Consider the following 17,505-nt stretch of genomic DNA (forward strand, 5'->3'; position numbering starts at 1 on the left):
CCTTTCAAAACAGCTAACCTCGGCTAGCAGCAGGATCTGCATCAAAGCTTGACCGACTTGACGAATTGGCAGGATTGAAATGCCGCCCGAGACCGAGTTCGATCGCGAATTTGCGCGAATGGATCTGCCCGATCTTCGGATCAACTATGATCCTGTCGATCCGGATCAGTTCGATCGTCCCGTCACTTCATTCTGTCTCGAAACCAGCAAAGACAACGACGATCTGCCGCTGCACTCACACCGCAAAGGCCAATTGGTCGTCGCATCTCATGGCTCGGTGATGTGCCGGGCGCCTGGCGGCTTGTGGATCGTGCCTCCGCAAGGCGCGGTATGGATCCCGGCCGGCGTGCAGCACAGCAATTGCGTGGCCGATTTCGGCAAACTCTACACCGTGTTCATCGATCCGCAGGTCAGCATGCTGCCGCGGACCTGCTGCACGCTGATGATCACGTCGCTGGTGCGCGAATTGATCCACCGTCTCTCGGTGTTCCCACCGCTCTATCCGCTGGAAGGACCAACCAGCCGTCTCGGCCGCGTTTTGCTCGACGAACTCGTGCAGATGTCGACAACGGATGAAATGTATCTGCCGATCTCCCCCGACGCCCGTCTTCAACACCTCGCGACCTCCTTGTTGAATAATCCGGGCGACCGCAGCACGATGGACGAAGTCGCCTCGCGCTACGCGATGAGCGAGAGTACGTTCGCACGCTTCATCGCCAAGGAAACAGGGATGACCTTCGGGCGCTGGCGCCAGCGTCTCCACATTCTGATCGCCATGCAACGCCTCACGGCGGGCACTTCGGTCCAGGCTGTGTCGCTCGAACTGGGCTACGAAACGCCCAGCGCGTTCATCACGATGTTCAAGAAGACGATGGGAAAGAGCCCCCGCCGCTTCCTTGCCGAGCGGTCGCGCCTGATCAATTCGGACGGTTTGCCCTAGTTCGCACGTCCCTGCCTGAGCCTTTGACGACCGCGACCCCACGACGCTTTCGTGGGGCCGCCCGTAACGACGTCAGCGTTTGCTGTAAGGCGCAAGCGGATACTCGAGCGACGCTTCCGCAATGGCCTTTGGAGCCACCACCCGCGGCCTGCCTTTCAAACCCTGCAGCATCACCATCGAACAGTGGATGTTCTGGCCGGTCTCGTCGAACTTGGTGTTGTCGCCGTACATCAGGATCGGCCTCATGTCGGTCTTCTTTAGCGCGCCGTGAATCGCCGCCGACTCCGGCGACGCCGCCCGCGTCACGGCGTCTGCGACGATCTGCACCGCCTCGAACGCGCAGCCCGCATTGGCATCGAACCAGTCATTCGGGTAGTCGGCCGCGAACATCTTCACGATCTTGTCGGTCTCGGCGCCCTTGGGATTGAGCCACGACGCCGACAGAATCGGACCGTCACCATACTTTCCGAGCGCGTCGTGATACGCCTTGTCCGACACGCCGTTGGAGTTGGGCGAAAACACCATCTTTGGGTCCCAGCCCTGCTTGATGCATTCGCGCGCGATCATGATCGCGTCGTTGACGCGCGTGACCGAGATCAAAGCATCGGCACCCGACGCTTTCGCCTTGGCGACCTCTACCGACAGATCCTTCGCTTTCTCGTCATAGGCAATGTACTGCGCGATCTTGAGCGGAACATCCACTTCCTTCCATGCCTGATCGATGCTGGCCGCCGTCGACTGCCCCATCGTGTTGTTGAGATGGAGAACGACCGCGCTGCTCGGCGGATCCTTCAGCGTGCCGAGCACGGACTTCAGCTCGGTCAGCGATTGCCGCACGATGGTCAGCGACGTGGGATAATAGCGGAATACCTGGGTGAAGCCCTGCGAAGTCACCTGGGTAGCGCTCGCGATGTGGACCACCATGGGCACCTTGGCGGCCTCGCAGGCCTGCAACGCCGAAATGGTGGCGCCGGAATCCCACGCGCCGATCAGCACGGTGCAGCCCTGCCGGATCAGGCTCTCGGCGGCAATCCGACCGTTCTCCGGACGGCTTTGCGTATCGGCGTGAACAATCTCGATGTCGAGGCCGAACTTCTCACGCGCGAATTTGACGCCGAGATCGATGCCGCGCACGCAGGCTTGACCGGGAAACGCCAGCACGCCGCTGCTGGGCATGATCGCTCCCACCTTCACCTTCGTGTTCGCCGCAAACGATGGCCTAGATACCAGGCCTGCCGCAATTCCCAATCCGCTTCCTACAATCGTCCGCCGCGTGATTCCGCTTCGCTTGGTCATCTCAATGTCCTGTTGCTAAGGGGTGAAATCTTTCTCGACTAGTGGTTTCGTACATTTGAGGAGCGACCGCCGACGTCAAAGGCCCATCTCGGCCTTGATCAATGTCTCCTCGGATTCGTCGTAGAGCGACGCGATCAGCGACTGATAGCGCTCGTTGATCTGCTTGCGACGCTTCTTCCGCGTCGGCGTCATCACGCCGTTCTCGAGCGACAGCTCCTCCGGCAGAATGCGGAACGCCTTGATCTGCTCGGCTCGCGCCAGCCTTCCGTTGGCCTTGCCGATCTCCGCCTCGATCAGCCGGTTGACGATCTCGGAGCCTGCCAGGTCCGCGTAACTCGCGATCTTGTCGTCGCGCGACTTCGCCCAGTCCATTGTGGCGGTGGCATCCACTTCGATCAGGGCGGTGAGATATTTTCGCCCCTCGCCGATCACAGCCGCCTCGGAGATGAACGGGCTGTGCCTCAGCTCGTTTTCGATCTGAGTCGGGCTGATCGATTTGCCGTTCGACGTGTTGATGATCTCCTTCTTCCGGTCGACAAGCTTGAAGGTTCCTTCCGGCGACACTTCGACGATGTCGCCGGTGTAGAGCCAGCCGTCGCGAAGCGCCGCTTTCGTCTCGTCCGGCTTGTTCCAATAGCCCGCGAACAATCCCGGTCCACGGACGATCATCTCGCCGTCCTGGAGCACGGCGGTTTCCCAGGCCGGATCCGGCAGAGGGACCCCGACGTTGCCGGCCTTCGGCCACTCCGCCATCTGCACCAGATTGGCACCGACCAGTTCGGTCTGGCCGTAGCACTCCTTGAGCTGCAAGCCCCACAACTGCCACAGCGACATCAGCTCGGACGGCATCGCCGCCGACGAGGTGAACGCGACCTTCAGCTCGTCGAAACCGACCTCCGCGAGCAGCGGCAGGAACACTTGCTCGCGGCAGGCCGCGAACAGTTTCGAGACGAAGGCATCCTCGTGGCCGCGCTGACGGTCTTCGAGCGCCCTGCGCGCGATCGTCATGGCGAGCGTGTAGTTCTGATCTCCCGCTTCCCCGGCGGGATGCACCTTGCTGAGGATCTGTGTCGCAAAGCGCTGGTAGAACCGCGGCGGCGCCATATAGTAGGTCGGCTTCACCTCTTTGATCGTCTGGGCGAAATCCGCGGTCGTCTCGCCGAAATATGGAACTGCGTCGGCGATCAGCGGCAACGTGGTCGCCTGCCCGCGCGCCACGGTGTGCGACATCGGCAAATGCACGACCACCCGGTGCTCCTCTTCGCGCATGCTGGGGCCGAACAGGGTGATGCAATGAACGCCGGCGAGAATGGAAAGGTGCGTCAGCATGGCGCCTTTGGGGTTTCCGGTCGTCCCGGACGTATAGCCGATGCTGACGACATCGGACGCCTTTGCTGTCGCGCTCTCCTTCTGCAGATAGTCATGCGCATCAACATCGAGTGCTCCAACAAAGTCGGCCAGCGGCTTGATCGACGCCGAGGCCTCGCCGGTCCAATCCAGGTCGAGCACGATGATGCCGCGGAGCTGCTCGGCCCGACCGGAGGCGAGCACGATGCGAAGCTGCGGCTCCCCGCCGACGAACGCGAACTTCGCGCCTGAATCCGTGAAGCAGTAAGCCACTTCTTCGGGTGACGAGGTGAAGTACACGCCCACCATGACGCCGCCGGCGCACATCGTGGCCATGTCCGCGATCAGCCATTCCTCGGACGAATCGCCCATGATCGCGACCCGATCGCCGCGCTCGAGACCAGCACGCCGCAGCGCGCTGGCCAGGTTCACGACACGCTGCGCATAGGCGCCCCACGTCATGGCGGTCCAGGCGCCGTGACGCTTTTGTTGCAAGGCGATCTTGTCGGGCCGCTCCGCGAGTCGCGCGGCCAAAAGCTGCACGACGGTCGTATCCGCCAACTGGGCGCCGGATGTCATCTCAGCGACGTTCATCTCAGCGCTCCGCGAAACGCTTGCGCTTGGCTGCGAATGCGGCAACCGCCTCGGCCCGCTCGGGCGACTTGAACGTCAACATCTCCAGCGCCGCAGAGGTGTCGAGCAGCAGGTGGGCGTACTGCTTGATGATCTTGTTGACGCTGTACTTGGTCCACACGATCGATTCCTTCGGCCCGCTTGCCAGCAGTTCGGCGTATTCGATCGCGGCATCGAGAACGTTGCCGTCTGCGACCACCTCGTTGATCATGCCGATAGCAGCCGCTTTCTCGGCGGAGATGAATTCGCCGGTCATCAGATAGTGCTTCGCGCGTACCGGCCCCATCAGCAGCGGCCAGATCACCGCGCCGCCATCGCCCGCGACGACGCCGGCATTGACGTGCGTGTCGGCGAAACGGGCTGTCGAGCTCGCATAGATCACGTCGCAGAACAGCGCGAGCGTGGCACCCAGGCCGACCGCGACACCGTTGACGGCCGCGACGATCGGCACTTCGACTTCCAGCATGTTGCGGATGAGGTGGCGACCGCTGCGCGTCGGGGACGGCAGCGTTCCCTTATCCAGCGACTTCTGATCGCCACCAGAGCAAAATCCGCGGCCCGCACCGGTGAGAACGATCGCGTTGACAGAACTGTCGTGATCCAGCTTGACGAAGACGTCTTCGAGCTCCTCGTGCATCTCCCAGTTGATTGCGTTGAGGATCTCCGGGCGGTTCATCGTGACGATCGCGACGCCAGTGGCGCGCTGCTCGACGATCAGGTACTTGTAGCCGTATTGCGACATTGGTTTCACCGTTCGATTACTGCTTCTGGGTCCGCATCAGCCGGATCTGCCCGAGGATCTCCTCGGTCGGCCGCACGACATTGTTCCCGTCGTTGAAATGCGGGATGACGTAGCGACCGACCATGTCGATCGCCTCCATGATCTTTTCGTGCGGGACGGAGTCCATGTGCAGCAGCACCTCGTCGATACCCATGGCCTCGAACTTCTCGATCTGACGAATGACCGTATCGGGGCTGCCGCACACCGTCGTGGCCGACTCGTTGACCAGATAGTCCCAGTCGTTGGCGGCGCGCTCCATCGACGGCACGCTCTCCCCCATGTATTTGTAGTCGTCGGCAATCGCCGCGAGACGCGGATAGGCATCGGTCGAGATCTTGGCATAGTGCATTAGCGGGCCGGCATAATCTGCCTTGGCCTGCTCGTCCGTTTTCCCGATGCCGATGAACAGCGGAATGCCGATACGCGGACGCTGCAGCGGTCCCTCCGCGTCGCACTTCCAGTTCTTTTGATAGGCGTCGATCAGCTTCTGCTGAGCTTCCCAGCCCTGATAGATGTTGCTGCTCATCACGGCGAAGCCCTGCGAGGCCGCCCAGAGATGACTGCGCTCGCTGGTCGCCGCGATCCCGATCACCGGATGCGGCTTCTGCAGCGGCTTCGGAACCAGCTGGCGCGGAGGGATCTGGTAGTACTTGCCGTCAAACGTGAAAATGTCCTGGCGCATCGCCGTTTTCAGCAGCGCCAGTCCTTCTTCCATCTGCGCCAGCGTTTCGTTCGGATCGACGTTGAACGCCCGCATCGCGATGGTGGTGTTGGCGCGGCCGCCGTAGAATTCCATGCGTCCGTTGGACAGGATGTCGGTCACGGCAAGCCGCTCGGCCGAACGCAAAGCGTGATTGATGCGCTGCGGCATCAGCGTCACCGCCGCGCGCAGCTTGACGCGCGACGTCACCGCGGCCAGATAGCCGAACACCACTTCGGGCGCCGAGCTCGAGATCCCGCCCAGTGCCACGTGCTGCTCGGAGAGCGCGACGCAGTCGAAGCCGACCTTCTCGGCCAGACGGACCTCGTCGACCAGTTCGTGAAGCCTGCGCGAGTAACTGTGGCCGACCTGGGTTTCCTGTTCAGACCAGAACCCAAACGTAAGTGCCATGTCTCAATCCTTTTGGCTTGCGAGATGGCACAGGGTTTCATAGGCGTGGCGATATTTTCGCCCGAAAGCCGCGTTGCGTAGTAACGCTTTCCGAATTTTATGCTGTCAGCATTCGCAACATGGCAGACGCCCCGGGAAGCTTCGCCACGCAGCGGACGGGCTGACCGTCAACGGCGGGCGCTAGCGGCTCCGGCCTCGCTATCGAAGGTCTTGATCAGCAACTCGGCGACCGCCGCGAGGCACGCTTCGCCGATGGCGTAGCTCGAGCCGATCGGACTTCCGATCACGCCGTTCTGCGAAACCGATCGGATGCCGTTCTTCCACATCAGCTCGAGATCAGCCTCCGACAAGCCGCCAAGATGGCCCACCTCGAAGCGGTCCGGTCTGACGCTGTCGGGCCTAATGACCATCATCAGCGACGTCTCGGCGATGTCGGCGTGCCCGCCGACGGCCGACACGTCTCCTCCGGCTTCGCGCACCGCATCGCGCCACGTGTCGATCCATTTCGTCGAGTCGAAGAACGCCAGGATCTCGACATCCGAGGGGACGGCCTCGCGCAAGCGACCGAGCATGTCCTTCAGGACCGGAAAATTGCCGATGTGACCCGAGTGAATCAGGATACGCTTGAAGCCGTGCCGCGCCAGGCTTGTGCAATAATCGACACAAATCGCTTCCAGCGTCTCCGGCCGTAGCGAGATCGTACCCGCGAATGGCAGATGGTGAGACGAGCAGCCGACCGTGATGGTCGGCGCCACCAGCGTGTTGCCGCGGCTGCGCGCGATCCGCTCGGCCAGAGCATCGGCATGATCCGCATCCATGCCCAAAGACAAATGCGGCCCATGCTGCTCGACGGCCCCCAGCGGGATCACTACCGTCGTGCACCCATCGGCCAGCGCCGCGGCGACTTCCTCGTGGCTCATCTGCTCCAGATAGATCTGATCGGGATATCCGCGCGTCATCGGCTCAGCCCTTACTGTTCTTCGACAAAAATCTCGCACGCGCGTTGGTTGAGCTCTCGGCTGTGACATAGGCATCGAGGTCGGCAACGGTCATTTTTTCGAGCGCCCGATCGCTCATTTGCGCGGTGAGGTTGAGCGATCGCTTGATGGCATGGAACAGCTTGCGGTCTTTCTGCCGCAACACGCCGCACACGTCTCGCGCACGGGACGCGACCTCCTCGGTCGGGACGATCTCATTCACGGCGCCGATCGCCACGGCGCGCTCCGCGCCGACGAGCTCGCCCCAGTAGAGCAGCTCTTGCGCCGCCCGCACGCCGAGCTTCTCGACGGCCCGGCGCATGCCTTTGGTCACCGGCAGCAGGCCATGGTTGATTTCCGGAAATCCAATCTTGCATACCGCATCGGCCACAACATAGTCCGCATGCAGCAGAAACTCCAGGGCGCCTCCGACCGCATAGCCGCGGACGGCGCAGACGATCGGGCCCGGATAGTTCTCCATCGCCACGAGGAGTTCGTGGAAGAACCGGATGCGCGGCCTCGCGACGTCGATCCCGACGACTTCCTTGATGTCGCCGCCTGCGCTGAAGAAGCGGTCGCCGCTTCCGGTGAGCACGATGCCGGGCGGATTCTCGTCGTCGGCAAGGCGCCGGATCGCCTCCAGCAACTCGACGATGAGTTGCGCATTCAGCGCATTGGCCGGCGGCCGGTTCATCGTGATCGTGACCAGGTCTTGATCACGCTCGATCAGGAGAGAAGTGGCAGTGTTCATCAATGAGACCCAAGCGAGAGGCGGCTGCAACAGCCGGGGAGCGGTGGACCGAACGGCGGCGCGACGAGAGCCGCAACGCCCGACGCCTCGCCGAGACGGCGCGCCTCACAATCCCAGATAGGCACGCTGGACATCGGGGTTCTCGAGCAGATCGCGGCTAGATCCATGCAACACCACGGAGCCGTTCTCGAGCACATAGCCGCGGCTGCTCATCGCGAGCGACTTGGCGACATTCTGCTCGACGAGAAGGACCGTGATGCCCTGCTCGTTAAGGGATTTGACGACGCCGAACATCACATCGGTCAGCGCCGGCGACAGTCCGATCGACGGCTCGTCGAACATCACGATTTCTGGCTTCGACATGATCGCCCGACCGATCGCCAGCATCTGTTGCTCGCCGCCGGACAGCGTGCCGGCGAGCTGGTCGCGGCGCTCGCGAAGTCGCCCGAACAGCTGATAGACGGAATCAAGCGTATTTGCCAGGTCGTGCCTGGCCCGCTTCAGCGAGCCGCCGATCAGCAGATTGTCCTCGACGGAAAGCGCACTGAAGATCTGGCGGCCCTCGGCGACCTGAGCGATGCCCATTTCGCAGATGTCCCACGGCGGTCGCCGCGAGATTTCGACTCCGTTGATCCTGACGGAACCGCGCGACGACGGCACGATCCCCGCGATTGATCGGATCAGAGAGGTCTTGCCGGCGCCGTTGGCGCCGACCACGCAGATCAGTTCACCCTTGCCGATGCGGAGCGACACGCCGTTCAGCGCATTGGAGCCGTCATAGGACACGCACAGGTCGTCGATTTCGAGAAGCGCGTCGTCAGGCATGGAAACCGGCTCCCAGATAACTTTCCAGCACCGCAGGATCCGCTACCACCTCTGACGGCTTGCCCTCGGCGATCTTGGCGCCGTGGTGAAGCACCACCACGGTCGACGCCACTTCCATCACGATCCGCATCACGTGCTCGACCAGTAGGATCGTCAGTCCACTCTCGGCGAGCCGGTGCAGCACGCCGACGACGCCGGCCGCTTCGGTCGGACGCAGCCCCGCCATCACTTCGTCGAGCAGCAGCAACTTAGGGCGAGTCGAGAGCGCCTTCGCCATCTCGAGCATCTTGCGATCGGGCAACGTCAACTGATCCGTCCGGGCATTCGCCTTGCCGGCGAGCCCGACATTTTCGAGCGACTCATACGCCTTGTCCCGCGCCTCCTTGACGTTCGTCGTCCAACTGAAGGCGCCCACCATGGCATTCTCGAGCACCGACATATCTTTCATCGGCCGGACGATCTGGAAGGTGCGCGCAATGCCCATGCGGCACACCGCTTCGGGCGGCTCGCGCTCGAGCAAACCCCCCTCGAACAACACCTGCCCGGCGGTCGGTCTCAGCGCCCCGGCGACGAGATTGAAGCAGGTGGTCTTGCCGGCGCCGTTCGGCCCGATCAGGGCGGTGATGCGGCCTGCCTGCAGTGAGAAGCTGACGTCATTGACCGCGACCAATCCAACGAACGCTTTGGTCAAGTTCTTCACTTCGAGCAGCGCGGTCATTCCTCGGCCTTCCGCAGTTGTGAGATCCGGCCGCGCGCCGGCAGCTGGATCGCCCCGTAGAGCCGGACGATCGCCGGCCAGATGCCGTCGGGCAGAAACCACACGACCAGGATCAGCACCGCCCCGTAGGCGACGCTGTTCAGTCCGGGGAGCCCCAGGCTGTCGCCGAGCGCCCCCATGGCGTGATGCAGCGGGATCGCGGCCATCGAGCCGACCAGCGGGCCGAATGCAGTGCCCAATCCGCCAACCACGGGGCCGATCAGGACATCGACCGAGATCGCCATGCCCATGATCGAATCCGGAAAGATCGCGCCCTGCACCAGGCCCAGGACGCCGCCGCCGATCGCGGCCGTCGCGGCCGATATCGAGACCACCAGCACCTTGTGGCGAAACGTCCGCACCCCCAGCGCGCGGGCGGCCTCGTCGTCGTCCCGCATCGCCCGCCAGACATAGCCCCAATAGGACCGCGAGATCAGCTCCGTTCCCGCGACGCCGATGGCCGCAAGCGCGAGCGCGACGAAGTAGTAAAACCGCGCGTCACCGCGCAGCATCCCGAGGTCCATCGTGCCGCTCGGCGCCTGATAGAACAGGCCCTGCATGCCGCCGACATAGTCCCACCCGCCGAACATGATCCGGGCGAATTCGGCGGCTGCGATCGTGAGCAGCGCGAAATAGATGCCACGGACCTCGAAGCGAAAGCTCAGCCACGCCAGCACAGCGCCGACGAAGCCCGCAATCACCGCGCCCAGCAGCAGACCGATCCACGGGGTGACGCCGTATTTGATGTTCAGGATCGCCACCGCATACGCACCGATTCCAACGAACAGCGCGTGACCGATGGATAGCTGCCCGCCGATCCCGAGCATCAGGTTCCACGATTGTCCCAGGAAGGTGAACAACAGGACGATCGTCAGAAGCGAGATGACGTAGGCGTTGGACATGCCACCCACCATGGCCAGGGCGGCGAAGACCAGAGCGCCGGCGCCCCAACGCTTGGTGTCGCTGGCTTGATCAGATGTCCTTTGCACCGAAAAACCCCCTCGGACGTAAAATCAGGATGATTATCAGGAGCGCGTAAGGGAGTGCAGTTTTCATCGACGGCGTGAACATCAAGGCCGCGATCGCTTCGGCGACTCCGATCGTCAGGCCGCCCAGAAGAGCGCCGCCGAAGCTGCCGAGACCGCCGACGATCACCGTCACGAAGGCCAGCAGCGTGAAGTCGACGGCGAGATAGGGTTGCGCATCGAACAGCGGCGAGATCAATGCGCCGGCGACGCCAGCGCAGGCGGCTCCGATGCCGAAGGTCACCGCATAGACCCGAGGGATATTAAGCCCGACCACCAGTCCGCCGAGTCGATTATTGGCGGCGCCCCGCAGCGATCGGCCGAATGCGGAGTACTTCAGATAGGCTCCCAGTGCGGCGATTAGCAGGCCGGCCGTAGCGGCCGCCTGGATGCGGGCCCAATCCAAGGTGAGCGGTCCCACGCTCACGGTCTGGAAGGACAGCTGAGACGCCGTCGGCCGCGGATCCGGACCGAACGACATCAGCAATACGCCGCTGAAAAGCAGTGAGAGGCCGATGAAGACGATAAACTGATAATGATGCGGCCGATTGACGAACCGCTTCACGACGAGCGTCTCCAGCAGATAGCCGAACACGAACATGACGACCGCGGCGACCGCAGCGGCTAGAAAGATCGGGACGTCCCAAATTCGAACGGTCCAGTATCCGATGTAGATCCCGAACACGACCATCTCACCATGAGCGAAATTGACCACGCGCATGACGCCGAAGATGATCGTGAGACCGAGCGCGACGAGCCCGTAAACCAGTCCGATGAGCACCCCGCCGGCGATGACATTGAGCCAGAGCGACAGCATCAGCGACCGACCGCTGATGGATGCGCGATGGAAAGTCTTCGTCTTCCTTGCATGCTGATCGGTTCCATCTTGGCTGTAGCGGAAACGTAGCGGCGCCTGACGTCGTCTGTGCTTCAGACCGCCTTTGGCGCGGCGAAACATCCGTCGATGTAGACGAGCGACTCACATCCGGCTCTCGTGGTCTGAGCCACCACCTCTCCGGTGAAAATGGTGTGACTACTGTCGCTGTAAGCATTCACCACGCGGCAATCGAAGCTGCAGACCGCGCCGACCAGACTCGGTGCTCCGGTTTTGAGATCGCACCACAAACCGTCGCCGAAGCGGATATCGCCCTTGCTGCCGTCCTGCCCGGAAAACTTGAGCGCCAGATCGCGATGCTCGACCCCCAGAATATTCCAGCAGAACGACCGACTGCTGAGAATGGTGTCGTGCGCACCGGCAGATCGATTGACGCAAACCAGCACGCTGGGCGGAGCCGCCGACAGTGAGCAGCCCGCCGTCAGTGTCAGACCATGGCGGTTCGGCGCCCGGCCTGTCGTGACGATCGACACGGTGCCCGGCACGCTGCGCATTGCAGCGCGGAATGCTGCGGCATCGAGTGGGCTCGTTTCGGACAGCGGCGGTGTTGCGGACGGCATGGCTACGACCCTTGGATTCATGGGATGGATGCGCCCTCTTTGTCTGGTTGTGAGTCCGGGCATGCAGCGCTGCCCCGGTGAACGTCTGAGCTATCCGGCTGCTTGATAGAACTGGATGACGTTGCCGCCCGGATCCCGCACCTTCACCGCACGGCCGTGACTGGCCATGTCCCGAACTGCGCCGACTTGCGCCCCCATGGCTGCGGCACGCTCCATGGCGGCCTCGAGGTCATCGACATCGAAGACAAGAACGGCATCTTGCAGCTGGTCCGATACCGACTCCGTCGGTCCGGCGACGCAGAACGCAGCCGCATCGCTCACGAACTGGATCCACTTGCCGGGGTCAGCGAAGCGCACCTTCAGACCCAGGCCTTCGTAGAACTCGGCCAGGCGTCCAGTATCGTTCGCTGTCAAATAGACTTGCTTCAGTTTCACGCTCGACATCCAAACCGTCGCTACCCAAGTGCGATCGTGGGTGGATAGTCGCCCGAGCCTCTCAGCATTACTGCTTGAACAACGCCTGTCACAGAAGCTTCATCAGCATTTTATGCTGTAACAACTTGTCGAGTCGCTAGATCCAACTCTGCATCCGGCCGATCTTTGCCATTTTCTGGTTGACGAGGGTGGGCGTCGTTGCTGCCGAACCTTTTGTCTCACGCAACGCCCGCGGCGTGGTCAGCGAAGTGGGACCAAGGCCACACGCGACGACAGGCGGTTGTACGAAACAGGGCAGCTCTCGACATCGAGCTCTGCTGCACATCCCGTCAAGTGACATGGGGAGCCAATCGATGGAGCGGCGGGCATTACATCTTGACCGAATCCGCGGATCAACGTCGGCCTGCATATCGCATAGGCAAAAAATGTATCAGGAGTAGGCAACTAACCTCCTGATCGCAATGCACAATGCGAAGGTTGACGGTTTTTCAATATAAGTCGATGATTTGTCGAAATCCCACAAGCGCAATTGCGGTTAGCTTTTACCACGCGATTGTCATCACCCCGCAAACGACGGTGATACGCGCCGCAGAAGACTGCCATAATTGGGAGATACGCGATGTCAACGACCTCTCTCGACAGAATAGATATCAAGATCCTCAACGAGCTCCAGCAGAATGCGAGCTTGACCAATGTCGAGCTCGCATCACGCGTGAATCTCTCGCCGTCGCCGTGTCTGGCACGCGTCAGAACACTCGAAAAGCTCGGTGTGATCGATCGACGGATCGCCCTTCTCGATCCCGCCGTGCTCGGCATTGGTGTAACGGCTTTCATCCAGATCAAGCTGGAAAAGCAGGTCCAGACGTCCCTCGAGAATTTCACACGATCCATCGACCGGCTGGCCCAGGTAATGGAATGCTATCTCATGACCGGTGAGAGCGACTACATGCTCCGCGTCATGGCGGCCGACATCGAAGATCTCGAAGACCTGATTGTCAACAAACTATCCCGCATCCCCGGCGTCAGCAGCATTCGATCAAATCTGGCCCTCAAGCGCATTTCGTACAAGACCGTGCTGCCGATCGACACCAATCGGCCGGTCACCGTCAAGGCTTGCGCCAACCCCTCGCGCCCTCTGGAGCGCTCACCAAGACCCCGATACGACCCAACTGGTCCTTTGCTGTCCGATGCGCCGATCGGGCTGGACACCAATCGTCCCAGCTACAGCGTGGAAAGACTATGAGGCGCCCCGCCATGCGCTCCGGCCAGTTGACAATAATGGTGAAGTTAAGATCGGCAGAGTGCTCGAGCGGCGCTGCGAGCCTGACAATCCGCACAAGACCCAACGCGACCACCCGTCGGTTCCAGCGAGCAGAGCGACCGAGATGACGGGTGTGATCGAAGCGGCCCTGCAGGCGCTCGCCGACGGCGAAATCGTCGTGGTCACCGACGACGACGATCGCGAGGGCGAAGGGGACCTCATCGTTGCCGCCTCGCGGTGTACCGCTGAGAAGATGGCCTTCATCATTCGCCATACATCGGGAATCGTCTGCGCTCCGATTACCCTCGAAGACGCGAGACGCCTGCGGCTTGACCCGATGGTTGTCAAAAACGACTCGGCTCACACCACGGCGTTTACCGTGTCAGTGGACTACCGGCCGGATAACGGTACGGGCATCTCGGCCGAAGAGCGGGCCTCGTGCTGCCGTGCACTCGCCAACCCCAACGCTGGCGCCGGCGATTTTTGCCGGCCGGGACACGTCTTCCCGCTGATCGCAAAAGAAGGGGGCGTACTCATGCGCTCGGGTCACACCGAGGCCGCCGTCGACCTGTGCAGACTGGCAGGTCTCGAGCCGGTCGGCGTCATCAGCGAACTGATGAACGACGATGGCTCCTGACCGGCCGGCTGCGCGAGCTGGCCGACATCTTGCGTGATGGCCGGCGTCGATGAGAACCGGCAGCGTCGGCGATACCGAGAGCGTCCGGGTGCCGCCAAGAGCGCGGCTGTCGAGGCGCGCCGCAGCGATCAGGGCGAGAAACGCGTTTTCCATTCGACGCCAACGGGCTGCCGACCATTCAGTTCCCGCATAGGTAGCGAGCGCTTCCCGAGATAATCCACGAAGGACCACTTCTGTGGTAATGCGCGCGCAGCACCGGGGCTGGCGATTTCAGTACGACAACGCATACTTCGAGCCGGTGGGCCGCCGAGAAATCGGCGGCCATTTCGCTTTCCAGCGTAGCGCCCTCACTCTTCTTTCAGGCCGCCGCGGGCGGCTGGAACGACCCTTCCCATAGCTGGGACTCTCGATGGGACGGTGACTCGCGCACACTGCGTTAGTACGGATGCGTCCAATCGGCTGGGACAGATCGCCCGTGCGAAGCGGCCAGGCTTACGTGTCCGAGCAGCTGTGGGTGCTTCGATTCACGAAGTGCAGCTTGCCGCAAGCGGGACAGTCCACGATGACGTAGGCATTGCGCGCGCCGTCCGGATCGTCGTCGATCCAGCGCTGGACGTTTTCTCCGGAGACGGGACATCGAAACATGTAGTGAGACATGCCTGCACTCTGCTTCCGGACGGTGTGGTCGCCATGAGGCAGATCAAGGTTTCGACTGCATCCGGCGGCGTTGGCGCGGAGCCGGCTGCCCAGACCGGGCGAGAGCTCGATCGAGGCTTCGCCTGGTTTCTCGCGGCAGGCGCATCATCCGTCCTTCAGCGCGGACTTGACCTCGCGCACCGGCCAGCTTTCCCCGGCGGTCTTGCGCGCACATGCCGTCGTCGCCGACCCGCGCGTGCGAACTGACGTCGTCTTCGATCGGAACGACGGCAAGTTCGGTCTCCGGCGTCCAGCCGAGCCTGAGGTCGAGATCGCCCGGAAGATCTGCCAGCGCGACCCGTCGTCGAGTTCGACGATGTGGTTCTCGGAATGCGATCGGATCTTCATGGCGCGGCTTCGCTGGATACGAGGTTCAGCCTCGATGGCTTTCGTGGTGGGTACGTTGTCCGTCGGGCAACTGATGAGTTTGCTTGTGGGCAACAGGCGACACCGACGATGAGGGAGGGCCATCAAGCGAGCCGGGACGCAGGTCACCAGCTTTCAGCCTCGTCAATGAGGGCACAGACTCTCAGGAGAATGCCGGCGTTATTTCTAACCACAATCGCGATGCTGCCCGGACGAGCAGCAAGGGTAAAATCGCGCACGGCTTCGCCCAAGGCAACCATGGCCATCCTGCGGGCTACATCGGCAGTCTGCAGTTCCTGGCCCACCTCGTCGATAGTGACGCGTTCCGCTTCATGATAGTCGAAATGAAAGCGCGGCATGCCCGGCCTAAATCAGTCGCCGCCCGGACGTTCCTAAACTCCAAGCCGACTCGTCCATCTTCATCCTCCGCTTGGGTCCAGCTCGTGAAGATATTCAGAACTGAACTCGGCCACAGCTTTTAATTCCTCTGGGCGGAGCAGCGTCACGTTGTGGCTTTCCCATTCAATGAGTGCCAAATTCCTGAGTTCCTGGATGGTCCTGTTCACGTGAACTACTGAAAGCCCACATGCGTCGGCAACGTCTTGTTGCGTGAGAGGAAGTCGGAAGTTGCCGTTGTCCGCCAGCCCAACGAAACTCATGCGGGCGGCAAGCTCGCAAAGCAGATGCGCAACCCTCCCCAGGGCCTGGCGCGATCCCAGATTTTCAACCCATTCGCGGTAGATGGCAGCGTGTATCAGCGTCTCGCGCCAAAAAGCATGCGTAAGTCCCGGAGACTCGTTCATCATCTCTCTAAGAGATGAATGGGGCACAGCGGCTATCATTGACTTGCCCACGCTGCAAAGATCAGAATCCGCGATCGGCAAATGCAGGGTAGGCAAGTCGGGCATGTCCCCCGCCAGGTAGAACGAGGAAATCTGGTTGCGTGCATTCACCACTCTCTGCCGAGATAGAAAGCCGTTAATCACAACGATGCAGCTACCGGGCTTGTCTCCCTCGCGTACCACATATTCGCCATCTGCCACGGACTTCACCTTGTACGGCATGCGCGTGAGCCTGAGCTGATCTTGTTCAGATAGACTGCCGACCGCCTGCAGGCGAGCTATTAGCTTGTGATGTGGCATAATCACTCCCTGACAAATAGGTCCAAGCCCTAGGTTGCAGGTTAGCCTAAGGGGACCTTCCGTTCAGTATTATATTGTAGGTTAGCTCTTGGGTCAGCTTGGCGTTCAACTGGCTACGCTTAATTCTTAGTCCCCCATTGAGAGCCCCTCGCCCCGAGGCTCGTTAGCGGCCTGTCAAATACCAACCCGTCCGAGCCCTTTAGAGTCTCGTACGGAGACATTCCACGCACCACGCCAGCGGCTCATCCAAAGAACGAATCGTTGCGCGGCCGCCGTCGATTTGTAGGGGGTCTACGATGCTCTCTGAGGGCGCCCCGGCGCGAGTTCGCGTGCCAGCCGGCACCAACTGATTTTCGCTCGTCCCAGATTACCTAACCGCATCCGGGGCACCGGAACATAGCCATGGTTTGCCCGGTGCGGGAGTTGAGGAGTTCTGTGGCGACGACACGCGTACCCGCGTGGCACCGTCCGCAGGTGGGCAACGACGCGGCGGTGCGACCGAAGAATTCGGGGGCCACTGAAGAGTAGGCTCGAACCTTATCGGTCGCGCAATCCAGGTCCTGAAAGCGTTCCGAACGTGGCCCTCTGAACGAGAACGCCACCGAGCCAAATAATGCTCAGCGGCGCCTCGCTAGAACTGGAAATTGCAATCCTCCATTAGAGATTGGTCCCGGCCACCGGAGTTTAGGTCCCGCGCTTTCTGATTTCGTCCGCGATCTTTTTGAACCCATGCCGTCGAGCGCGGCGCGCTTGTAGCGCCCAACGATTGTCAACCCGCTCTCTGAAAAAAGTCGATCTTCCATTCATGGGAGGCGGGAGCATTGCGGCTCTCAATCACCGATAGATGCTACGGACCGGGCGCGGTGCAGATGTTAGCGCGACGCCGGCGCATTGTCTGTACAAAATGGAACTCGGGGTGCCAATCGGCGTTCAAATCTTGCACGCCGTCCCCCGGCTTAGGGGTCAATATTGGGCTCTGACTCATATGTGGAACGGCCCGGGCTGCAAGGTCTTTCTCTGATTGAACAAGGAATGGCGGTGCGGTCATATGTTCGGCCTGTGAACGCGGC

Annotated in this window: 17 protein-coding genes and 1 pseudogene; 3 read left to right on the forward strand and 15 right to left on the reverse strand. The window is 61.7% G+C overall.

Features of this window, described 5'->3' with window-relative positions; translation table 11 throughout:
* The first annotated feature begins 79 nt into the window (after positions 1-79).
* Complete coding sequence (locus tag IVB01_RS31155; protein ID WP_187435289.1) at positions 80-940, forward strand: helix-turn-helix transcriptional regulator; 861 nt, start codon at positions 80-82, stop codon at positions 938-940.
* A gap of 72 nt (positions 941-1,012) precedes the next feature.
* On the opposite strand, the gene IVB01_RS31160 is transcribed toward IVB01_RS31155, so the two are convergent.
* From IVB01_RS31160 to IVB01_RS31215, 12 genes are all read right to left on the reverse strand, one after another.
* Positions 1,013-2,236: an ABC transporter substrate-binding protein gene (locus IVB01_RS31160; protein WP_256464879.1), complete on the reverse strand. Its 1,224-nt coding sequence runs from the start codon at positions 2,234-2,236 to the stop codon at positions 1,013-1,015.
* A 75-nt stretch (positions 2,237-2,311) separates the two neighbouring features.
* On the reverse strand, positions 2,312-4,177 hold the full coding sequence (locus IVB01_RS31165) for an AMP-binding protein (RefSeq protein ID WP_247495149.1): 1,866 nt from the start codon (positions 4,175-4,177) through the stop codon (positions 2,312-2,314).
* 1 nt (position 4,178) lies between these two features.
* Complete coding sequence (locus IVB01_RS31170) at positions 4,179-4,958, reverse strand: enoyl-CoA hydratase-related protein (protein WP_007594449.1); 780 nt, start codon at positions 4,956-4,958, stop codon at positions 4,179-4,181.
* A 16-nt stretch (positions 4,959-4,974) separates the two neighbouring features.
* Positions 4,975-6,108 carry an LLM class flavin-dependent oxidoreductase gene (locus IVB01_RS31175; RefSeq protein WP_007594451.1) on the reverse strand — a complete coding sequence of 378 codons (1,134 nt, stop codon included), beginning with the start codon at positions 6,106-6,108 and terminating at the stop codon, positions 4,975-4,977.
* A 167-nt stretch (positions 6,109-6,275) separates the two neighbouring features.
* Positions 6,276-7,067, reverse strand: a complete 792-nt coding sequence (locus IVB01_RS31180; RefSeq protein ID WP_007594454.1) for a creatininase family protein — start codon at positions 7,065-7,067, stop codon at positions 6,276-6,278.
* A gap of 4 nt (positions 7,068-7,071) precedes the next feature.
* Positions 7,072-7,836 carry an enoyl-CoA hydratase/isomerase family protein gene (locus IVB01_RS31185; RefSeq protein WP_247495150.1) on the reverse strand — a complete coding sequence of 255 codons (765 nt, stop codon included), beginning with the start codon at positions 7,834-7,836 and terminating at the stop codon, positions 7,072-7,074.
* Positions 7,837-7,941: 105 nt separating this feature from the next.
* Positions 7,942-8,661: an ABC transporter ATP-binding protein gene (locus tag IVB01_RS31190; protein ID WP_247495151.1), complete on the reverse strand. Its 720-nt coding sequence runs from the start codon at positions 8,659-8,661 to the stop codon at positions 7,942-7,944.
* Complete coding sequence (locus tag IVB01_RS31195) at positions 8,654-9,379, reverse strand: ABC transporter ATP-binding protein (protein ID WP_247495152.1); 726 nt, start codon at positions 9,377-9,379, stop codon at positions 8,654-8,656. The genes IVB01_RS31190 and IVB01_RS31195 overlap by 8 nt, the downstream gene beginning before the upstream one ends.
* A complete protein-coding gene (locus tag IVB01_RS31200; RefSeq protein WP_007594458.1) occupies positions 9,376-10,407 on the reverse strand; it encodes a branched-chain amino acid ABC transporter permease in 1,032 nt (343 codons plus the stop codon). Before IVB01_RS31200 ends, IVB01_RS31195 begins: the two co-directional genes overlap by 4 nt.
* On the reverse strand, positions 10,391-11,401 hold the full coding sequence (locus IVB01_RS31205) for a branched-chain amino acid ABC transporter permease (protein ID WP_246230280.1): 1,011 nt from the start codon (positions 11,399-11,401) through the stop codon (positions 10,391-10,393). Before IVB01_RS31205 ends, IVB01_RS31200 begins: the two co-directional genes overlap by 17 nt.
* The gene (locus IVB01_RS31210) at positions 11,374-11,961 is read right to left on the reverse strand and encodes a flavin reductase family protein (protein ID WP_247495153.1); all 588 of its coding nucleotides are present in this window, start codon (positions 11,959-11,961) and stop codon (positions 11,374-11,376) included. The genes IVB01_RS31205 and IVB01_RS31210 overlap by 28 nt, the downstream gene beginning before the upstream one ends.
* Positions 11,962-11,988: 27 nt before the next feature.
* Positions 11,989-12,342: a VOC family protein gene (locus tag IVB01_RS31215; protein WP_247495154.1), complete on the reverse strand. Its 354-nt coding sequence runs from the start codon at positions 12,340-12,342 to the stop codon at positions 11,989-11,991.
* 610 nt (positions 12,343-12,952) lie between these two features.
* Between IVB01_RS31215 and IVB01_RS31220 the strand changes: the two genes are divergently transcribed.
* Positions 12,953-13,576, forward strand: a complete 624-nt coding sequence (locus tag IVB01_RS31220; RefSeq protein WP_007594470.1) for an Lrp/AsnC family transcriptional regulator — start codon at positions 12,953-12,955, stop codon at positions 13,574-13,576.
* A gap of 142 nt (positions 13,577-13,718) precedes the next feature.
* Positions 13,719-14,228: pseudogene (gene ribB / locus IVB01_RS31225) on the forward strand (3,4-dihydroxy-2-butanone-4-phosphate synthase); the annotation flags it as partial.
* An 804-nt stretch (positions 14,229-15,032) separates the two neighbouring features.
* Here ribB and IVB01_RS31230 read toward each other — a convergent pair.
* The 3 genes from IVB01_RS31230 to IVB01_RS31240 all read right to left on the reverse strand — a co-directional run bounded on the left by IVB01_RS31230 (position 15,033) and on the right by IVB01_RS31240 (position 16,435).
* Positions 15,033-15,275 carry a hypothetical protein gene (locus tag IVB01_RS31230; RefSeq protein WP_247495155.1) on the reverse strand — a complete coding sequence of 81 codons (243 nt, stop codon included), beginning with the start codon at positions 15,273-15,275 and terminating at the stop codon, positions 15,033-15,035.
* A gap of 143 nt (positions 15,276-15,418) precedes the next feature.
* Entirely contained in the window at positions 15,419-15,652 is a 234-nt protein-coding gene (locus tag IVB01_RS31235; RefSeq protein WP_247495156.1) for a hypothetical protein, read from the reverse strand.
* A gap of 60 nt (positions 15,653-15,712) precedes the next feature.
* Positions 15,713-16,435 carry a Crp/Fnr family transcriptional regulator gene (locus tag IVB01_RS31240; RefSeq protein ID WP_247495157.1) on the reverse strand — a complete coding sequence of 241 codons (723 nt, stop codon included), beginning with the start codon at positions 16,433-16,435 and terminating at the stop codon, positions 15,713-15,715.
* Positions 16,436-17,505 lie beyond the last annotated feature (1,070 nt).

This window comes from Bradyrhizobium sp. 164 (assembly GCF_023073715.1).
In the GTDB taxonomy this organism is placed as follows: domain Bacteria; phylum Pseudomonadota; class Alphaproteobacteria; order Rhizobiales; family Xanthobacteraceae; genus Bradyrhizobium.

Excerpts from the sequence above, each read along its gene's own strand:
- IVB01_RS31210 (WP_247495153.1), bottom strand. The coding sequence starts at position 11,961 with ATGCCCGGACTCACAACCAGACAAAGAGGGCGCATCCATCCCATGAAT.
- IVB01_RS31195 (WP_247495152.1), bottom strand. The coding sequence starts at position 9,379 with ATGACCGCGCTGCTCGAAGTGAAGAACTTGACCAAAGCGTTCGTTGGA.
- IVB01_RS31170 (WP_007594449.1), bottom strand. The coding sequence starts at position 4,958 with ATGTCGCAATACGGCTACAAGTACCTGATCGTCGAGCAGCGCGCCACT.
- IVB01_RS31175 (WP_007594451.1), bottom strand. The coding sequence starts at position 6,108 with ATGGCACTTACGTTTGGGTTCTGGTCTGAACAGGAAACCCAGGTCGGC.
- IVB01_RS31215 (WP_247495154.1), bottom strand. The coding sequence starts at position 12,342 with ATGTCGAGCGTGAAACTGAAGCAAGTCTATTTGACAGCGAACGATACT.
- IVB01_RS31185 (WP_247495150.1), bottom strand. The coding sequence starts at position 7,836 with ATGAACACTGCCACTTCTCTCCTGATCGAGCGTGATCAAGACCTGGTC.
- IVB01_RS31165 (WP_247495149.1), bottom strand. The coding sequence starts at position 4,177 with ATGAACGTCGCTGAGATGACATCCGGCGCCCAGTTGGCGGATACGACC.
- IVB01_RS31180 (WP_007594454.1), bottom strand. The coding sequence starts at position 7,067 with ATGACGCGCGGATATCCCGATCAGATCTATCTGGAGCAGATGAGCCAC.
- IVB01_RS31155 (WP_187435289.1), top strand. The coding sequence starts at position 80 with ATGCCGCCCGAGACCGAGTTCGATCGCGAATTTGCGCGAATGGATCTG.
- IVB01_RS31240 (WP_247495157.1), bottom strand. The coding sequence starts at position 16,435 with ATGCCACATCACAAGCTAATAGCTCGCCTGCAGGCGGTCGGCAGTCTA.
- IVB01_RS31230 (WP_247495155.1), bottom strand. The coding sequence starts at position 15,275 with ATGAAGATCCGATCGCATTCCGAGAACCACATCGTCGAACTCGACGAC.
- IVB01_RS31235 (WP_247495156.1), bottom strand. The coding sequence starts at position 15,652 with ATGCCGCGCTTTCATTTCGACTATCATGAAGCGGAACGCGTCACTATC.
- IVB01_RS31220 (WP_007594470.1), top strand. The coding sequence starts at position 12,953 with ATGTCAACGACCTCTCTCGACAGAATAGATATCAAGATCCTCAACGAG.
- IVB01_RS31205 (WP_246230280.1), bottom strand. The coding sequence starts at position 11,401 with ATGTTTCGCCGCGCCAAAGGCGGTCTGAAGCACAGACGACGTCAGGCG.
- IVB01_RS31190 (WP_247495151.1), bottom strand. The coding sequence starts at position 8,661 with ATGCCTGACGACGCGCTTCTCGAAATCGACGACCTGTGCGTGTCCTAT.
- IVB01_RS31160 (WP_256464879.1), bottom strand. The coding sequence starts at position 2,236 with ATGACCAAGCGAAGCGGAATCACGCGGCGGACGATTGTAGGAAGCGGA.